Genomic DNA, 16,058 nt, shown 5'->3' with positions numbered 1-16,058 from the left:
CGTCACCCGTGCCCGGCGACGTACATGACCAGCCCATCCACGGTGGCCACCGCCGGATAGTCCGCCTCGGGGATATCCACTCCGGTGGCCTGCGCGATGACCTCCACCAGGTGGAGGAAATCCAGCGAGTCCAGTTCCAGGTCCTGGCGCAGCCTTGCCCCGCCTTCCAGGTCTTCGGACTCGACGTCGGGGGCTACTTTGCCGATCGCCGCCGCCACTGCCTGGCGCGCGTCCTGTTCGTTCACGGTTCCTCCTCGCTACGGGGTTGACGGCTCACAGCTTCCCCGGTTCCTGCAGCAGCTCGTCGATGCGGGTCAGGAAACGGCCGCCGCGGAGCCCGTCGCTCACCCGGTGGTCGGCGGACAGCGTGGCGATGGCGGCATGCCGGATGCCCAGCATCCCGTGGTGTGCCCACGGCTGCTCCAGGACCTTGCCGAAGCCCACCATGGCAACCTGCGGCGGGTAGATCACCCCGTACACGCTTTCGACGCCGAGATCGCCCAGGTTGGTCACCGTGATGGTGGGGTCGGCCATCTCCGCCCGCTGCAGCCGGCCCGCCCTGGCGCGGCCTACCAGGTCGCGCAGCTGGACCATGAGCTCATCGAGCGTCAGGGTGTCGGCGTCGTGCAGGGCGGGGGCCACCAGGCCGCCATGCCGGAGGGCCACCGCTACGCCGAGGTGCACACTGCTGCCGGGATGGAAGGCGCCCTTGGTGAAGAAGCCGTTCATGTCCGGCACCTCCTTGGCCGCGAGCGCCGTGGCCTTCAGCAGCAGGGCCGACGGCACCAACCGGGCTGAGACCGGCCGCTGCTGGTTGGCTGCCTGCATCCACGCCATCGCCGCCGCCAGGTCCAGGGTGGTGGACAGGTAGTAGTGCGGGATCTCCTTCTTGGACCGGGACATCAGTGCGCCCACCGCCTGCCGCAGGCTTTCCGCCTTGCCACCGGCCGCCGTCGGGCGTTTCAGCGTGGGCGCCTCTCCGGCGTCGTGCAATGGTTCCGGTGGCTGGGCTTCCGGCTGTTGAGCCTCCGACGGCGGCGCTTCCGCCGGCTTTTCCGCGCCGGGTTCGCTGGGTGGCATTTCCGTGGACGGCCGTCCCCTGGGCGGGACAGCGGCCAGCACGTCCTCCTCCGTCACCGCGCCGCCGGGACCCGTCCCCGTGATTCCCGGCAGGTGGACGCCGAGCTCCGCGGCCAGCCGCCGGGCCAGCGGCGATGACCGCACGCGGCGGGTTTCGTCCCGCCCCGGCGCTTCCGGCTGTTCTGCTTTCTCCGGACTCGTTGGGGTGGCTGGAGCAGCCGCGGCGCGTTCGACGTCGGCCCTGGTCACCTCGCCATCCTCACCGCTGCCGCTGATGCGTCCGACGTCGACGCCCAGGGTGTGCGCCAGGTGCCGCACCGGGGGCGGGGCCTTGGTGCCCGGCTCCGGTTCCGGTGGCGGGACCTCTGCCGCCGGCGGGACCTCTGCCGGGGTGGCGGTGATCCTGGCGATGGGGGTGCCTACGTCCACGGTGTCGCCGATGTCCACCAGGAACTCGGCCACCACGCCTTCCTGGAACGACTCGATGTCCATGACGGTCTTGTCCGTGTCCACGGCCGCCACGAGGTCGCCCTTGTGGACGTAGTCCCCGGGTTTGACCAGCCACTCCACCACCTTGCCGTGCTCCATGTCCGCGCCCAGGGACGGCATCCGGAACTCATCCACCGGCGCCCACGGCCCTTCGTGCGGCGGCCATGACCCGTTCCACCGACGGCAGCGCCGCCTGCTCCAGGTGCTTGGCGTAGGGGACGGGGACCTCCAGGCTGCACACCCGCTCCACGGGGGCGTCCAGGTCGAAAAAGGCCTGTTCACAGATCCGGGCCGCGATCTCGGCGGAGATGCTGCCGCTGCGCCAGCCCTCGTCCACCACCACGGCCCGGTGCGTCCTGGCCACGCTGTCCATGATGGTGTGGGCGTCCAGGGGGCGCAGGGTGCGCAGGTCGATGACATCGGCGTCGATGCCCTCCCCGTCCAGCTGTTGCGCGGCCTCCAGCACCAGGGGCAGTGTTCCGCCGTAGGTGATGAGCGTGATGGCGTCCCCTTCGCGCAGGACCGCTGCCTTGTCGATGCCCACGGCGCCGGCATCGTCGTCGAGCTCCCCCGCGACGTTGTACAGCGAGCCGTGCTCGAAGATCAGCACCGGGTCCGGATCCTGCAGCGCGGTCCACAGCATCCCGCGGGCGTCCGCCAGCGTGGCCGGGGCCAGGATGCGCAGCCCCGGGATGTGCGCGTACCAGCCTTCCAGGCTGTGGGAGTGCTGCGCCCCCAGCTGGCGGCCGGCGCCGGTGGTCATCCGGATGACGATGGGCACGTTGAACTGGCCGCCGGACATGTGCAGCAGGGTGGCGGCGTTGTTGATGATCTGGTCCAGCGCCAGCAGGCTGAAGTTGACGGTCATGATCTCGACGACGGGCCGCATCCCGCCCAGCGCCGCGCCGATCCCCGCGCCCACGAACCCGGACTCGGAGAGGGGTGTGTCGCGGATCCGGTCAGGCCCGAATTCCTCCAGCAGGCCCAGGCTCACGGCGAAGCTGCCGCCGTACCGGCCCACGTCCTCGCCCATGAGGAACACCCGTTCGTCGCGCGTCATGGCATCACGGAGGGCCGCGCGCATGGCTTCCCGGTACGTGGTTTTCATCCTGCAGCCCCGCCTTTCCCTGCTGTCGTGCCCTGCTCCTCCGGACCCCCGCCGCCTGCGCTGCCGTCGTCCGGCCGGTCGCTGTAGACGAACCGGCTGAGCTCGGACACCGGCTCCGGTGTTCCGTTCTCGGCAAAGCCGACGGCGGTGCTGATCTCCGCGTCCACTTCCGCCTGCAGCGCGGCCCAGTCTTTGTCCGGGAGCTGGCCCGCCGCCTGCATGGCGGACTGCAGCAGGCTGATGGGGTCCCGTTCCATCCACCGGGCCACCTCGGATTTCTCCCGGTACAGCTCGGGATCGAACATGGAGTGGGCGCGGAACCGGTACGTGCGCAGCTCCAGGAAGTGTGGGCCGCCGCCGGCCCGCACGGCATCCACGGCGCGCCGGGCGGCCTCCTCGACGGCGAGGACGTCCATGCCGTCCACCGCCCACGCCGAGATCTCGTAGCCGGCGGCTTTGAGGGCGATGTCCGTCTGGGATTCGGAGCGGCCCAGGGCGGTGCCCATGGCGTAGAGGTTGTTTTCGCAGCAGAACAGCACCGGCAGCTGCCACAGCGCGGCCAGGTTCATGCTTTCATGGAATTCGCCTTCGGCCACGGCGCCTTCGCCGAAGAAGCAGACGGTCACCCGTTGGCGCCCGGCCATCCGGTCCGCGAGGGCCAGGCCGACGGCGAGTGGCAGCCCGCCGGCCACGATCGCGTTACCGCCGTAGAAGCGGGTGGCGGCATCGAAGAGGTGCATGGAGCCGCCCCGGCCCCGGCAGCAGCCCTCCGCATGGCCGTACATTTCGGCGAGGATGGCCCCGGCGGAGACGCCCCGCAGCAGGGCGTGCCCGTGTTCGCGGTAGGTGGCCACCACGGCGTCTTCCGGTTCCAGGGCTTCCATCACCCCTGCCGCCACGGCTTCCTCGCCGATATAGACGTGCAGGAAGCCGCGGATCTTGGCGGCACTGTAGAGCTCGATGCATTTTTCCTCGAGCCTGCGTACCCGCAGCATTTGCCGCAGCAGGTGCACGGCGTGCTCCGCGTCCGGGATGCCCCGGCTCCTCAGCGTGGTCATGGCTGGTCCTTCAGAGGTACGGCAGCCCCTGCCGGGGATTCAAGCGTTGAGGTGTCGCCTTCCGGGAGACCGAGCTCGCGGGATTTCAGGAGCCGGCGCAGGATCTTGCCGCTGCGCGTCTTGGGCAGGGTGGTGGTGAAGGCCAGCAGCCTGGGTGCCACGGCGGCGCCCAGCCGTTTCCGCGCGAAGCCGATGATCTCCAGCTGGAGCTCCTCCGTGGGCTCGTTGCCGGGTTTGAGTTCCACGAAGGCCTTGACCACCTCGCCGGCCACGGGGTCCGGCACGCCGATCACGCCTGCTTCGGCCACGGCCGGGTGTTCCATGAGGCAGCTTTCCACCTCGAAGGGGCCGATCAGGTGGCCGGAGGACTTGATGACGTCGTCGCCGCGGCCCACGAACCAGAAGTAGCCGTCGCCGTCGCGCTTTGCCAGGTCGCCGGTGAGGTACCAGCCGCCGGCAAAGCAGCGCCGGTAGCGCTCCTCCTCGTTGAGGTAGCCGCGGAACATGGACGGCCACCCGGGGCGCAGCGCCAGCTCGCCCATGGTGTCCGGCCCGGTGACCAGGACTGCCTGGCCGTCTTTGACGATGGGTTTGCCGTCGGCGTCGCGGGCCACCAGGGCCGCCTCGATGCCGGGCAGCGGCCGGCCCATGGAGCCGGGCCGGATGTCCATGGCCGGGTAGTTGGCGATCATGATCCCGCCGGTTTCGGTCTGCCACCAGTTGTCGTGCACGGGCAGGCCCAGGACGTCCTGGCCCCACACCACGGCCTCCGGGTTCAGCGGCTCCCCCACGCTGGCGATGAAGCGCAGCGCTGACAGGTCATGGCCCGCGGCCCGCCCGGCGCCGGCCTTCATGAGCATCCGCAGCGCCGTGGGCGCGGTGTACCAGACGGTGACGTGCTGCTCGGCGAGGATCCGGTACCAGCGGTCGGCGTCCAGTTCCTCCTCGTCCACGATGGCGGTGACGCCGTGCACCAGCGGGGCGATAATGCCGTAGGACGTGCCGGTCACCCAGCCCGGATCGGCGGTGCACCAGTAGATGTCGTCCGGGTGCAGGTCCAGCGCGAAGCGGCCGGTGGCGTAGTGGGCGGCGACAGCGTCGTGGACGTGGATGGCGCCCTTGGGCGTGCCGGTGGTGCCGCTGGTGAAGTGCAGCAGGGCCATGTCCTCGGGCTGGGTGTCTGCGATCTCCCCGATGGGGTCAGCCTGGGCCAGGAGTTCGGCCAGGTCCAGGGTTTCCGGTTCGGGGCTGCCGTCGGCGTCCACCAGCAGGACGTGGCGGAGGTCGGGCAGGGAGTCCCGGACCGGCGCCACCTTCCTGCGGTACAGCGCCCGGGTGGTCAGCAGTACCCGGCCGGCCCCGAGGTGCAGCCGCTGCCGGACCGGCTCGGGGCCGAAGGCTGAAAAGAGCGGGCAGAAGACGCTGCCGTTCTTGAAGGTGCCCAGCACGGCGGTGTACAGCCCGGGGCTGCGGCCCAGGAGCGAAAAGACCCGGTCGCCGCGCCCCACCCCCAGGCCCTGCAGCACCGCCGCGAACCTGCCGGACCCGTCCGCAAGGCCGCCGTAGGTCAGGGACCGGGTGCCGCCGTCGGCCATCACGAACCGCAGGGCCTCCTTGCCGCCGCGGCCTTCCGCCACGTGCCGGTCCACGGCCTCGTAGGCGATGTTCAGGCCCCGGCCTCCGGGCAGCCCGGCCAGCGCCTGCCGTGCCTGGTCCCAGCTGAAGTCCCGCCGGGCGGCATCGTAATCCAGCAGGTTGGGCCGGACCGGGAAGGCGGCCACGTCCTTGGTGATGGCAGACCAGCGCGTGGCACCCTCAACTCCGGCGGTCATGGTGCTCCTCTGGTCCATCATGTTCCTTTGGTTGGGGCTAGAACCCCGTGGGCTCGGTCTCGAACTCGGGTTCCCCCGGCTGGTATTCGTGGTGCAGCGGCCGCAGCGCCTCGGTCCGCGGATGCCAGAACAGGGCGTCGTAGCGGTCCCCCATCCGGGTGGGCACGTCGTCGGGCGTGGCCAGGGAGTGGGCCAGGCCGCGGATCTGGGCGGCTTCCGCCGCGCGTTCCGCCCCCCGTTCCTCCCAGCGGCCGGTGCCGGTGTTGCCGGTGGAAGCGTTCATTCCTTGGCCTCCGGCGCGTGCCGCCCCACCGGGGAGGGCAGGAGGTAGTGCCGGAACCAGTCCGAGGCAAGCGTGGCCGCCATGGCAAGGGTGCCGGGTTCCTCGAAGAGGTGTGTGGCGCCCGGGACGATCTCCAGCCGGGTGGGCGCCTGCAGGAGCGCCATGGCCTGCCGGTTGAGGGCCAGCACCTGGGTGTCGGCGCCGCCAACAATCAGGAGGGTGGGGGCTTTTACGGCGGCGAGGCGGGGTCCGGCCAGGTCCGGCCTGCCGCCGCGGGAGACGACGGCGGCAACCTGGGCGCCGGGTTCGGCTGCGGCCCACAGTGCAGCCGCCGCGCCGGTGCTGGCGCCGAAGTAGCCGATCCTGCCCGCGGAGCCATCGTGCCGCGCCTCCAGCCAGTGGGTGGCGGAGGACAGTCGGCGGGCCAGCAGGGCGATATCGAACACGTTGGCCCGGTTGACCTCCTCCTCGGGCGTCAGGAGGTCAAGGAGCAGCGTGCCCAGGCCGGCGCCGTGCAGCACCGAGGCGACGAAGCGGTTGCGGGGGCTGTGCCTGCTGCTGCCGCTGCCGTGGGCAAAGAGGACCGTGCCGTCGCACCGGGCCGGCAGGTAGAGGCTGCCGCGCAGGACCGCCCTTCCGTCAGGGATTTCGACGTCGTCCTCCAGGCTGCCGTCTCCCCGGTAGCCGTCGCCGTGGTGTGCCGGGGCGGCAGCGGCGTCCAGCAGCTGCACCACCTCGCTGTCCTCGGTGGGTGAGAAGTCCCGGTAGTAGTAGCCCACGGCCTGGAAGTCCTGGGGCGAAAGGAGGCAGACGACGTCGTCCGGTTCCTTGAGCTCCACAATGGCGCGGGCGGGGGCAACGGGAACGGCAAGGATGACCCTGGCAGCGCCGAGATGCCGGGCCACCTGGCAGGCCGCGCGGGCGGTGGAACCGGTGGCGATGCCGTCGTCGACAATGACCACCGTGCGCCCGGCAAGGTCGATCCGCCGGCGCCCCTGCCGGAACCTGGCCACCCTGCTTTCCAGCAGGGCGCGTTCCTGGCGCTCCACCTGCTGCAGGTCTTCCTGGGAGACGCGGGCCATGGAGATGGTGCGCGGATCAAGGACGCGGACGTTGCCCTCCCCGATGGCCCCCATGGCCACCTCGGGCTGGAACGGAACCCCCAGTTTCCGCACCACGATCACGTCCAGCGGCGCTTCGAGGGCTTTGGCTACCTCGAACGCCACGGGGACGCCGCCCCTGGGCAGGCCCAGCACCACGACGTTCCGGCCGCGCAGGGCGGCCAGCCGCTTGCCCAGCCGCCGCCCGGCGTCGGACCTGTCATGAAACGAAGCCATCGCCGTCACCCGTTGTGTGTGATTTCTTCCCCGGGCAGCGCGGCCACCGCGGGGTTCCATGTCATCCGGAGGACGAAATGGGCGTCGGAACTGCTCTTGGCAATCACCGCCCCTGCGTCCCCCGCGAGCTTCACGCCGAACTCGATCTGGATCTGTTCGGGGGTGAGTTCCGCCATGGCCTCCAGTGCTGCGCGGGCAGCGGGGCGGACGCTGGCAAGTGCATCTTCCAGGCGCCTGCCCGTGTCCAGGATCCCCTGTTCGTTGCGCGCGGGATGATCCACGCCGTAGCTGTTGTCCGCAGCCTCAACGAGCACGGTTCCGGATCCTACTTCGTAGCGCAGCACTTCGGTCATGGCGGATTCCTCCTGCTAATGCGAGACGCGGTAGGTGTGGCGGAGGTCGGTGCTGGGCTTAATGGCCACTGCTGTTACCACCAGTGCCACCGCCCCTGCGATCCATGACGTCCAGGCTGCGCCCGTTGCGCCCGTGTATGTCCCGAGCCATGGCGAGAGGACCAGTCCTGCGGCGAGGACGGCCTGCACGTATTCCATGGCCGGAGTTCCCGGCATGGCCAGGTTGATAATGCCGCTGACCACCAGGAGCCCGCCGAAGACGAGCATCAGGGTGGTGGACATGTTTAGCTGCCGCGTGAACAGGACCGCCACCGCGGTGAAGAGTCCGGCGGCGACCGCTACATAGTCCTGCCACCGATACCACTTTTTCACTGAACTTTCCTTTCTGATGTGGGCGGGACGCGTTGTGCGTTTCCAGCCCGCGGGCCTCAGCTTCCCGCGATTTAAGTCAACGCCTGCCGGTCATCCGCTTGTAGGGCAGAAAGACCTAGGGCGGTCCGGCACCTGCCGGTGCACCTGCGCGCACCCCGATTCCCTGCCAACTCACAGCAATTGCCCGTGCAAAACGCGGTTACGGTGTGCAAGAGTGGCGGCAGCGCTGGGGCGCAAGGTGAAGAACAGACCGCGGAGGCCGCCCGTGAACCGAAGATCAGCCCATCCCTCCGCTCCCCTGCGGCCTCCTTCGCCCGCGCTGCTGCCCGTGCTGGCGCTGGTCCTGTCCGCGCTGGTGGCATGCCAGGCGCCCACTCCGGCACCGGCTCCGCAGACTGCCACTCCATCCGGCGGCGCCACCCCGTCATCCAGTACGTCGGCACCACCGAGTGCGTCGGCAGCACCCACGGCAGGCGCAGACTCCACGGCACAGCCGGGGGACGCGGCAAAGCCCGCCGGAATGCCCCGGCACATCTTCGTGATCAACCTGGAAAACAAGGGGTACGGCACTACCTGGGGCGACAATTCCCCCGCGCCGTACCTGTCCGGAACGCTCCGGAAGAAGGGCGTGCTGCTGAAGAACTACTACGGGATCGCCCACAACTCGCTGCCCAACTACCTGGCCCAGATCTCCGGACAACGGCCCAACGACAGCACGGAACTGGACTGCCACACGTACACCGAGTTCAACGCCACCGGCACTGATCCGGACGGGACGTTGCAGGGCGACGGCTGCGTCTACCCGGAGGACACCCAAACCGTGGCCGGGCAGCTGGCCGCGCAGGGCAAGACGTGGAAGGGCTACATGGAGGACATGCAGCAGCCGTGCGAGCACCCGGTCCTGGGCGGGGCGGACAACCACATCAAGGCCACGCCGGAGGAGCAGTACTCCACCCACCACAACCCCTTCATGTACTTCCGCTCCATCACGTCGTCCCCGGACTGCGCCAAAAACGTGGTCAACTTTTCCGCGCTCAAGGACGACCTGAAATCCGTGGACACCACCCCCAACCTGGCCTACATCACGCCCAACCTGTGCCACGACGGGCATGACGGCACCTGCGCCGACGGCTCTGACGGCGGCCTGGGGACAGCGGACGACTGGCTCAAGAAGCAGGTCCCGGCCATCCTGGCGTCACCGGCGTACAAGCAGGACGGCATGCTGGTGATCACCTTCGACGAGGCCGAGGGCGACACCACCGGCCCCTCTGAGGGCGACCCGGGAGTCCCCGCCGGGGGGACGGCCGGAGGACGGGTGGGGGCCCTGGTCCTCTCCCCTTTCGCGGCTGCGGGCACCTCCTCGGACCGGCCCTACAACCACTACAGCCTGCTGGCCACCATCGAGGACCTCTTCCATCTCCCGCGCCTGGGGCTGGCCGGTGATCCCGGCGTCAGGACGTTCGGGGACGACGTCTACCGGAAGGAATCCTAAGGTGGCGCTTTCAGGAAGCGGACGACGCCGGGCCGTCCTGGCAGGTGCCGCGGCGGTGGCTTTGGTGATCGTCGCCGTCGTCCTTTCCCTGGCGTTGCGCGGCGGCCCACCGGCCGCAGACCCGCCGGCGTCGGACGCGCCCGCAACAGCCGCGCCCACCGCCGGCGCCCCGGCCACCGCGGCTGCGGTACCGGGAACTGCTGCCGCCGACCCCAACGGGATCGGCAAGATCAAGCACGTAGTGATCATCACCCAGGAGAACAGGTCCTTCGACAGCTACTTCGGGACGTACCCCGGGGCCGACGGGATTCCCATGAAGGACGGCAAGCCCACGGTGTGCGTTCCGGATCCCGCCGAGGGTGGCTGCGTAAGGCCCTTCTACAACTCGGCGGACAGCAACGCCGGCGGCCCGCACAGCCACGCCGATGCCACCGCCGACATCAACGGCGGGGCGATGGACGGATTCGTGGCGCAGGCGGAGAAGGGCCTGTCCGGCTGCGGCGCCGCCAGCACCAAGTGCCAGTACAGCACCACCATGCCCACCGATGTGATGGGCTACCACGACGGACGGGACCTGCCCAACTACTGGGCCTATGCGCAGAACTTCACGCTGGAGGACCACCTGTTCGCCTCCGCCGCCTCCTGGAGCCTGCCGGCGCACCTGTACCTTGTCTCGGAATGGTCGGCCAAATGCACCAAGGCCGGGGACCCGTCGTCGTGCGTGAATGCCCTGCAGGACCCGGACCCCGAACCGGAGCCGCAGATCATCAAGGACACGCTGATCGGCAAGTGCCAGGCCGGGATGGACCTGGATCCTTGCCGCGAGGCCCTGGAGGCTGCCGGCATCGACCCGGGCCTCGCCGCACAGATTGACCAGCTCATCGGCACCAGCTGCAAGCCCACCGATTCCTACGCCATCTGCCAGGCGGCGGTGGATGCCGCCCCCATGTCCGATGACCTGAAGAAGAAGCTCACCGAGGCGGCCAAGAAACTGGAACTGCCGGACTACGCCTGGACCGACCTGACGTTCCTGCTGCACAAGCACAACGTCCCGTGGGCCTACTACGTGTTCAACGGCACCGAACCGGACTGCCGCAATGACGCCGCCACCTGCGATCCGGTGAAGCAGGACGCCAAGACCCCCGGCCTGTGGAATCCGCTGCTGTACTTCGACACGGTCAAGGAGGACGGCGAGCAGGGCAACATCAAGCCGCTCAGCGGTTTCTACGATGCCGCCAGAAAGGGGACGCTGCCGGCAGTCACCTGGGTGGCGCCCACGGACAAAGTCAGCGAACACGCGCCTGCGAAGATCAGCACCGGGCAGGCCTACGTTGCCGGGCTCATCAACGCCGTGATGAGCGGCCCTGACTGGGACAGCACCGCCATCTTCCTCAACTGGGACGACTGGGGCGGCTTCTATGACCACGAAAACCCGCCGGTGGTGGACAACAACGGCTATGGGCTGCGCGTCCCGGGCCTGGTGATCAGCCCCTATGCGAAGAAGGGGTTCGTCGACCACCAGGTCCTCAGCCAGGACGCCTACTTCAAGTTCATCGAGGACGATTTCCTGGGCGGCGAGCGCATCGATCCCGCCACGGACGGCAGGCCGGACGCCCGCCCTGATGTCCGCGAGAACAACCCCCAGCTGGGCGACCTGGCACAGTCCTTCGACTTCACCCAGGCGCCGCTGCCGCCGCTCATCCTGCCCAACGCCACCACCTACTGACGCCGGGCCTTCCGTCCGGACGCGGCCGGGTTACGTGGCAGCCCCCTCTGCGGGATTTGCCGTGCGCGGCTCGGTGTCAGGTTGGCGCGCTTCCTCCGGTACTGCCTCAGCCTGGAGCACGGCCGGGCGCTCTGCCGGAACGGCGGCGGCCGCGGTGCCGGCGGGGGCGGGCTTGATGTTCTGGTTGACATGGAAGAAGTTGTCGGGGTCGTACTTTGCCTTGAGTACGGCAAGCCGCGCGTAGTTCGAGCCGAGGGTGTCCTCGATCCTGGCCTGGTCATCTGCGTCCTGGAAGTTAAGGTAGCCGCCGGCCTCCGAGAATTCGTGGAGCGCGGTCCAGTACTCCCGGACCCAGGCGATGTTCCTGTCGTTCTCGGACGGATCGGGCCACTGCGCCGCGATAACAGGCGCGAAGTCCACGTCACGGTAGGCGAAGGCGGTGGCCTCGGGAGCTACGCGCCTCACGGCGCCGTCGATCGGATAGAAGTGGTTGGCGGAGTGGACGCTGGGAATGCCAGGAGCATATGCGACGGCGGTGCGGAGGGCGTCATCGCTGAGGGTGCGGAGGAAATCGGCCTTCCAGTAGCCCTGCAGCCCGGGGACGCCGCTGAGGCCGTCGAACATGATGTTCAGTGCCGGGTACGGCATCGGGGCGAAGAAGCTTCCCAGCACCTGCCCGGCGTCAAGCATTGCCTGCCAGTGCGCGGGGCCGGCGTCAAGGTCGCCGGTCCACATTCCTGCGATCACCGCAACGGGCTTCCCATGCCATTCCTCGGGAAGGAACGGCACCGGAGGACCTTGGTGGAATCCCAGGAAGGCGCCCATTTCGTCCGGTTCGGCAGCAATCCACTCGCGGTAGGCCGCCCCAACTTCGGCTCCGGTCGCTGCATCGAAGAACATGATTCCCACATGGACCATGTCCACGGGGTGCAGGCGGAACTCCATCGACGTGACCACGCCGAAGTTGCCGCTGCCGCCGCGGAGCGCCCAGAACAGGTCGACGTTTTCGGCTTCGCTGGCAGTGACAAAGGTTCCGTCAGCAAGGACGACGTCGGCGGAAACGAGGTTGTCGCAGGACAACCCGTACTTGCGGGACAGGTACCCGATGCCGCCGCCGAGGGTCAGGCCGGCGACGCCGGTTGAGCCGATGATGCCCCCTGTGCTTGCCAGCCCGAATGCATGCGTGGCGTGGTTGTAGTCTGCCCACGTTGCGCCGGGTTCCACCCGGGCCAGCCGCGCCGCGGGGTCAACGCGCACTCCCCGGCGGGCCGAGAAGTCAAGGACCAGGCCGTCGTCGACCGTTCCAAATCCTGGCGCACTGTGCCCGCCGCCGCGTACGGCAACTTCAATTCCCAGGCCACGGGCGAAGCGTACGGCCGCCAGAACGTCCGCGACCTGGGACACCTGGAGGACCGCTGCGGGACGACGGTCGATCATCCCGTTGTAAACATGGCGTGCGGCCTCGTACTCGGCGTCGCCGTCTTCGATAACCTGCCCGCGGACCTGTTCGCGGAGCACGTCGAAACGATCGCTACCCATCACAACTCCATTTTTGCGTCGGAGACCAAGGGCAGCCGGCTCCATCCGAGGCCCAGCGGGCGCCAGCATGATGATGCTTTCGGTATACGCCCGGGCCCGAAGAGGGTCAAGAGCGATCCGGTGCGCCCGGCCGGGGAGATCGTAGGGGCGGTGAGGGCGCTAGGGCGTGGCGATCGTGCAGTCCGCCGCGTCCTCCACCACGCGCTCCAGGTCACCGGTGCGGTGCAGGACCTCCATCTGCCGCATGGCGCCGGTGCCGTCGGCCAGCAGCCTGTCCATCAGTTCCTCCACCCGCTGCAGGTCACCCGTGTCCTCCAGCGCCCGCCGGATGTGGTGCAGCAGTGAATTCACGACGGCGAGCGCGGGCGCCGGGCGGTGCGTTTGGGGATCCAGCAGCTCACCCCGCAGGCCCCACCGGCTTGCCTTCCAGCCTGCCAGCCTCAGCAGGGCCGACGGGACGGATACGGGGTCGGTCCCCTCCCGCCATTCCCTGGCAGCGGTTTCCACCAGGCCCCGGGCTATTCCCGCCAGCAACACCGTGTTTTCCGGGCGCAGGCAGACGTCTGCCACGCGGATCTCCACCGTGGGATAGTGCCGGGAGAGCCGGGCATCGAAGTAGACCATGCCCTCGTCCATGGCGACGCCGGTGCTCACCATGTCATGGACCAGTTGGTGGTAGGCGTCCGGGGTGCGCAGGAGTTCCAGCGGCCCGGCGGACGGCCAGCGGTTCCACACCTGGGAGCGGTAGCTGGCGTAGCCGCTGTCCTCGCCGTGCCAGAACGGGGAATTGGCGCTCAGCGCCACGAGCACCGGCAGCCAGTTCCGCATCCGGTCCAGCACGGCCACGGCTTCCTCCGGCGACTCCACCGAGACGTGGATGTGGCAGCCGCAGGTGAGCTGCTCCCTGGCGGTCAGCCCGTACTCCTCCATCATGGCCCGGAACCTGGGCAGCTGCACCGGATGGGGATCGGCCGGGAGCGGGGAGGTTCCCAGCGCTGCCACCCTGACGCCCACGTCCTCGGCCGCCTGCTGGGCAAGGGCGCGGCCGGCCACGATGTCCTGCTCGAGTTTTGCCAGGGTGGCGTGCGGCGGGCTCACCACCTCGATCATTTCCTGCTGGAACTCGGCCGTCAGTACCGGCCCGGACGCGGCCTCCAGCGGACGGACGTAAAGGTCCAGGAGGGCGCCTGCCATCGGGACGGCTTCCCCCGTTGCGGGGTCCACCAGGAGCAACTCCTCTTCGATGCCGAACGTCCGCCTGCCTGCGCCCGCGCCGCCGGTGCCGTCATTGCCGTAGGTGTCCATCGCCGTCGTCCCTGTCCCCTGCGTCGTTGCAAGTTCCTTCCCGGAGCATGGCAGCGTGACCGCCCCGTTCACCAGGACGTCCATGCCCGCCATACGCCGTCGGAAGGAAACAATAATAAGCACCCTTATCAATAAGGGGGAAGGGGTGCCGCCGGGGTCTCCGCTGTACTTCAGACCTACCCCCGGGTAGATTTGGACTGTGACGGGCGCCATACCCGTCCTCCCGGGCCCTTCTGCAAAGGCCCAGCGGGAGCAGCTGCTGTAGCCCAACGGCAGCGCCTTATGCAAGAGCGAAAGAGCCAAGCATGTCGGCCTCGCATTTCCAGCAGTTCCTTGATGAAGCAACCACGCCCGATCCCTCCGGCGATTCCCCCCTTGGCCCCGATTGCCTTTACGGCCTCTATGTCAGCTGGGCGGCGCTGCACGGCCTGAGCCCCAAGCCGGACCAGGCATTCCGCGCCGGGATGCTGCGCTGCGGCGTGGACGTCCGGAACTCCCGGCTCAGGATGACCGGCCCTGCCGCGGCCGACTACATCCTCAGCAGCTACCCGGCCGTCGCGTAATGGGCGGTACTTGGGAAGCCGGGTCAGGGTGATGCCCGCAAAGCCCTGACGAAGGGCGCTTTGCCCAGGGGTGTGCGTTCGAGCCGGTCCACCGCCTGCACGTCCACGGAAAGGCCGGCCACCCCTGCCGCCTCCAGTGCTGACGCCACGGCCGTGCGCACCCCCTCAAGGGAGGCTCCGGGCAACAGGCCTGTGACCAGGACGCGTAGTCCCGCGGCCTCCTGGACTACCTGCCACCCTGAAGCTGCCACGTCGTCGAGCACCAGATGGAAGACGTTGGGATGGATGCTGACGGCGCCTTTCCTGCCCGGCAGCCGGAGGACGTCCTCAAGGCGTCCTTCAACGTCCTCAAGCAGCTGGAAGGACCGGCCGCAGGGGCAGCCGCGCCCGTCCAGCCTGATGGTGTCCGACATTTCGTAGCGGATCAGCGGCAGGGTGCGGGAGAACAGCACGGTCACCAGCAGCTTCGCCCCGGTGGTTCCCGGCGGCACCGGGTTGCCTGCGGGGTCCACCGGTTCCACGATGACCAGGTCCTCGTACACGTGGCGGTTCCGGTAAGTGCAGGGGGAAGCGATCCCGGCTGTTTCGGTGGCGGCATAGACATCGAACGGGGCGGTTCCCCACGCCGCCTGCATCTCGGCCGCAGCCTGGGCGGTAAGCACTTCGGAGGCCGACATGATCCCTTGCGGTGCAATATGCAGCCGCCCCTCCCGCTGCTCGGCCGCCAGCGGCCCCAGGGCTGAGGCGTATCCCACCAGCACCCTGGGCTGGAACCGGTTGAGCGCGGCCACTGTCTGCTCCATGGGTGCCGTGACGTCCAACCGGAGCGTGGGGACCAGTCGGGACCGGACAGAAGCGCCCACGACGGCGGACTGGTGCGTGGGAACCCGTGAGCTGACCAGTGCCGTCTTCAGTGGCCGCCTCGGATTGAGGGCGATCCCGGCCCAGTCGTTGGCCCGCGCATAGGATGCCAGGACCGATGCCCACTCGGAGCGGTTCCAGGCGAATATCCCCCGCCTCCCAGTGGTCCCGGCCGTGGCCGCAATCCACCAGCGCCCCCTGAACGGCCGGCCGGGATCACCACAGCTTGCGGTGGGGCCACGCACGTGGTCTTCTAGGTCGGCGAGGCTTAGGTCCGGGGTGGTTATCGCTTCATCAAAGTGCTCCATGAGGTCCGCTTTGGTGACGGACGGCAGTTCCTGCAAGGGTGCGTCGTGCAGTCCCGCGTGCCGGTGCCGGTAGAACTCCGAGCCGGCATAGGTTGCCGCGCGCAGCCGGTGCAGCGCCTGTTCCTGGTGGGCGGCGATCCGCGCTGGATCCCACCCGTCCCTCCGGCGCCATGCCGCCCGCAGGGACAGCACCTGCGAGAGGAGGCGGACGTTCATGGCAGGCTGCCGCATCGAAGCACGGGCGGCCCGGCGCCCTCGCCTAACTCCCCGTGGCCCGTGTCGTCGTCCCAATACATCATGGCCCTGCCCCTTCCGGCCTTGAAGTCGCAACACTCCCAGTGTTGATCTTCCG

15 protein-coding genes are annotated in these 16,058 nt (G+C 69.0%); 3 read left to right on the top strand and 12 right to left on the bottom strand.

Going from position 1 to position 16,058, the window contains the following annotated elements:
- Window positions 1–2: 2 nt before the first annotated feature.
- The 9 genes from MRBLMD1_RS01095 to MRBLMD1_RS01055 are packed head-to-tail and all read right to left on the bottom strand — an operon-like array spanning window position 3 to window position 7,912.
- The gene (locus MRBLMD1_RS01095) at window positions 3–245 is read right to left on the bottom strand and encodes an acyl carrier protein (RefSeq protein WP_364396651.1); all 243 of its coding nucleotides are present in this window, start codon (window positions 243–245) and stop codon (window positions 3–5) included.
- 28 nt (window positions 246–273) lie between these two features.
- Complete coding sequence (locus MRBLMD1_RS01090; RefSeq protein WP_364396648.1) at window positions 274–1,704, bottom strand: 2-oxo acid dehydrogenase subunit E2; 1,431 nt, start codon at window positions 1,702–1,704, stop codon at window positions 274–276.
- The gene (locus MRBLMD1_RS01085) at window positions 1,697–2,677 is read right to left on the bottom strand and encodes an alpha-ketoacid dehydrogenase subunit beta (protein ID WP_364396645.1); all 981 of its coding nucleotides are present in this window, start codon (window positions 2,675–2,677) and stop codon (window positions 1,697–1,699) included. Before MRBLMD1_RS01085 ends, MRBLMD1_RS01090 begins: the two co-directional genes overlap by 8 nt.
- A complete protein-coding gene (pdhA, locus tag MRBLMD1_RS01080) occupies window positions 2,674–3,735 on the bottom strand; it encodes a pyruvate dehydrogenase (acetyl-transferring) E1 component subunit alpha (RefSeq protein WP_364396642.1) in 1,062 nt (353 codons plus the stop codon). Before pdhA ends, MRBLMD1_RS01085 begins: the two co-directional genes overlap by 4 nt.
- Window positions 3,732–5,585, bottom strand: a complete 1,854-nt coding sequence (gene acsA / locus MRBLMD1_RS01075) for an acetate--CoA ligase (protein WP_364396639.1) — start codon at window positions 5,583–5,585, stop codon at window positions 3,732–3,734. Before acsA ends, pdhA begins: the two co-directional genes overlap by 4 nt.
- Before the next feature lie 19 nt (window positions 5,586–5,604).
- Window positions 5,605–5,850 carry a hypothetical protein gene (locus tag MRBLMD1_RS01070; protein ID WP_364396636.1) on the bottom strand — a complete coding sequence of 82 codons (246 nt, stop codon included), beginning with the start codon at window positions 5,848–5,850 and terminating at the stop codon, window positions 5,605–5,607.
- Window positions 5,847–7,187, bottom strand: a complete 1,341-nt coding sequence (locus MRBLMD1_RS01065; RefSeq protein ID WP_159633271.1) for a phosphoribosyltransferase family protein — start codon at window positions 7,185–7,187, stop codon at window positions 5,847–5,849. Before MRBLMD1_RS01065 ends, MRBLMD1_RS01070 begins: the two co-directional genes overlap by 4 nt.
- A gap of 5 nt (window positions 7,188–7,192) precedes the next feature.
- Window positions 7,193–7,540, bottom strand: a complete 348-nt coding sequence (locus tag MRBLMD1_RS01060; protein ID WP_159633274.1) for a CU044_2847 family protein — start codon at window positions 7,538–7,540, stop codon at window positions 7,193–7,195.
- 15 nt (window positions 7,541–7,555) lie between these two features.
- Window positions 7,556–7,912 carry an SPW repeat domain-containing protein gene (locus tag MRBLMD1_RS01055; protein WP_159633277.1) on the bottom strand — a complete coding sequence of 119 codons (357 nt, stop codon included), beginning with the start codon at window positions 7,910–7,912 and terminating at the stop codon, window positions 7,556–7,558.
- A 265-nt stretch (window positions 7,913–8,177) separates the two neighbouring features.
- Here MRBLMD1_RS01055 and MRBLMD1_RS01050 point away from each other — a divergent pair, with 265 nt between their 5' ends.
- Window positions 8,178–9,404, top strand: a complete 1,227-nt coding sequence (locus tag MRBLMD1_RS01050; RefSeq protein ID WP_364396632.1) for an alkaline phosphatase family protein — start codon at window positions 8,178–8,180, stop codon at window positions 9,402–9,404.
- 1 nt (window position 9,405) lies between these two features.
- Window positions 9,406–11,130 (top strand): alkaline phosphatase family protein, encoded by a 1,725-nt coding sequence (locus MRBLMD1_RS01045; protein ID WP_364396629.1) that lies wholly within the window; start codon window positions 9,406–9,408, stop codon window positions 11,128–11,130.
- Window positions 11,131–11,160: 30 nt separating this feature from the next.
- On the opposite strand, the gene MRBLMD1_RS01040 is transcribed toward MRBLMD1_RS01045, so the two are convergent.
- Complete coding sequence (locus MRBLMD1_RS01040) at window positions 11,161–12,669, bottom strand: FAD-binding oxidoreductase (RefSeq protein WP_364396626.1); 1,509 nt, start codon at window positions 12,667–12,669, stop codon at window positions 11,161–11,163.
- Between the two features lie 159 nt (window positions 12,670–12,828).
- Window positions 12,829–13,974: a carboxylate-amine ligase gene (locus MRBLMD1_RS01035; RefSeq protein WP_414703668.1), complete on the bottom strand. Its 1,146-nt coding sequence runs from the start codon at window positions 13,972–13,974 to the stop codon at window positions 12,829–12,831.
- Between the two features lie 305 nt (window positions 13,975–14,279).
- Between MRBLMD1_RS01035 and MRBLMD1_RS01030 the strand changes: the two genes are divergently transcribed.
- Window positions 14,280–14,537 carry a hypothetical protein gene (locus tag MRBLMD1_RS01030; protein ID WP_224026932.1) on the top strand — a complete coding sequence of 86 codons (258 nt, stop codon included), beginning with the start codon at window positions 14,280–14,282 and terminating at the stop codon, window positions 14,535–14,537.
- Between the two features lie 23 nt (window positions 14,538–14,560).
- Here MRBLMD1_RS01030 and MRBLMD1_RS01025 read toward each other — a convergent pair whose 3' ends face one another.
- Window positions 14,561–15,922 carry a phenylacetate--CoA ligase family protein gene (locus tag MRBLMD1_RS01025; RefSeq protein WP_364396620.1) on the bottom strand — a complete coding sequence of 454 codons (1,362 nt, stop codon included), beginning with the start codon at window positions 15,920–15,922 and terminating at the stop codon, window positions 14,561–14,563.
- Between the last annotated feature and the right edge of the window lie 136 nt (window positions 15,923–16,058).

The sequence above is a fragment of the Pseudarthrobacter sp. LMD1-1-1.1 genome (assembly GCF_040676255.1).
In the GTDB taxonomy this organism is placed as follows: domain Bacteria; phylum Actinomycetota; class Actinomycetes; order Actinomycetales; family Micrococcaceae; genus Arthrobacter.
Note: the sequence above shows the minus strand (reverse complement) of the source record. Positions and strands in the feature narration are given on the sequence as shown.

Excerpts from the sequence above, each read along its gene's own strand:
- MRBLMD1_RS01085 (WP_364396645.1), bottom strand. The coding sequence starts at position 2,677 with ATGAAAACCACGTACCGGGAAGCCATGCGCGCGGCCCTCCGTGATGCC.
- pdhA (WP_364396642.1), bottom strand. The coding sequence starts at position 3,735 with ATGACCACGCTGAGGAGCCGGGGCATCCCGGACGCGGAGCACGCCGTG.
- acsA (WP_364396639.1), bottom strand. The coding sequence starts at position 5,585 with ATGGACCAGAGGAGCACCATGACCGCCGGAGTTGAGGGTGCCACGCGC.
- MRBLMD1_RS01070 (WP_364396636.1), bottom strand. The coding sequence starts at position 5,850 with ATGAACGCTTCCACCGGCAACACCGGCACCGGCCGCTGGGAGGAACGG.
- MRBLMD1_RS01065 (WP_159633271.1), bottom strand. The coding sequence starts at position 7,187 with ATGGCTTCGTTTCATGACAGGTCCGACGCCGGGCGGCGGCTGGGCAAG.
- MRBLMD1_RS01060 (WP_159633274.1), bottom strand. The coding sequence starts at position 7,540 with ATGACCGAAGTGCTGCGCTACGAAGTAGGATCCGGAACCGTGCTCGTT.
- MRBLMD1_RS01040 (WP_364396626.1), bottom strand. The coding sequence starts at position 12,669 with ATGGGTAGCGATCGTTTCGACGTGCTCCGCGAACAGGTCCGCGGGCAG.
- MRBLMD1_RS01035 (WP_414703668.1), bottom strand. The coding sequence starts at position 13,974 with ATGGACACCTACGGCAATGACGGCACCGGCGGCGCGGGCGCAGGCAGG.
- MRBLMD1_RS01030 (WP_224026932.1), top strand. The coding sequence starts at position 14,280 with ATGTCGGCCTCGCATTTCCAGCAGTTCCTTGATGAAGCAACCACGCCC.
- MRBLMD1_RS01025 (WP_364396620.1), bottom strand. The coding sequence starts at position 15,922 with ATGAACGTCCGCCTCCTCTCGCAGGTGCTGTCCCTGCGGGCGGCATGG.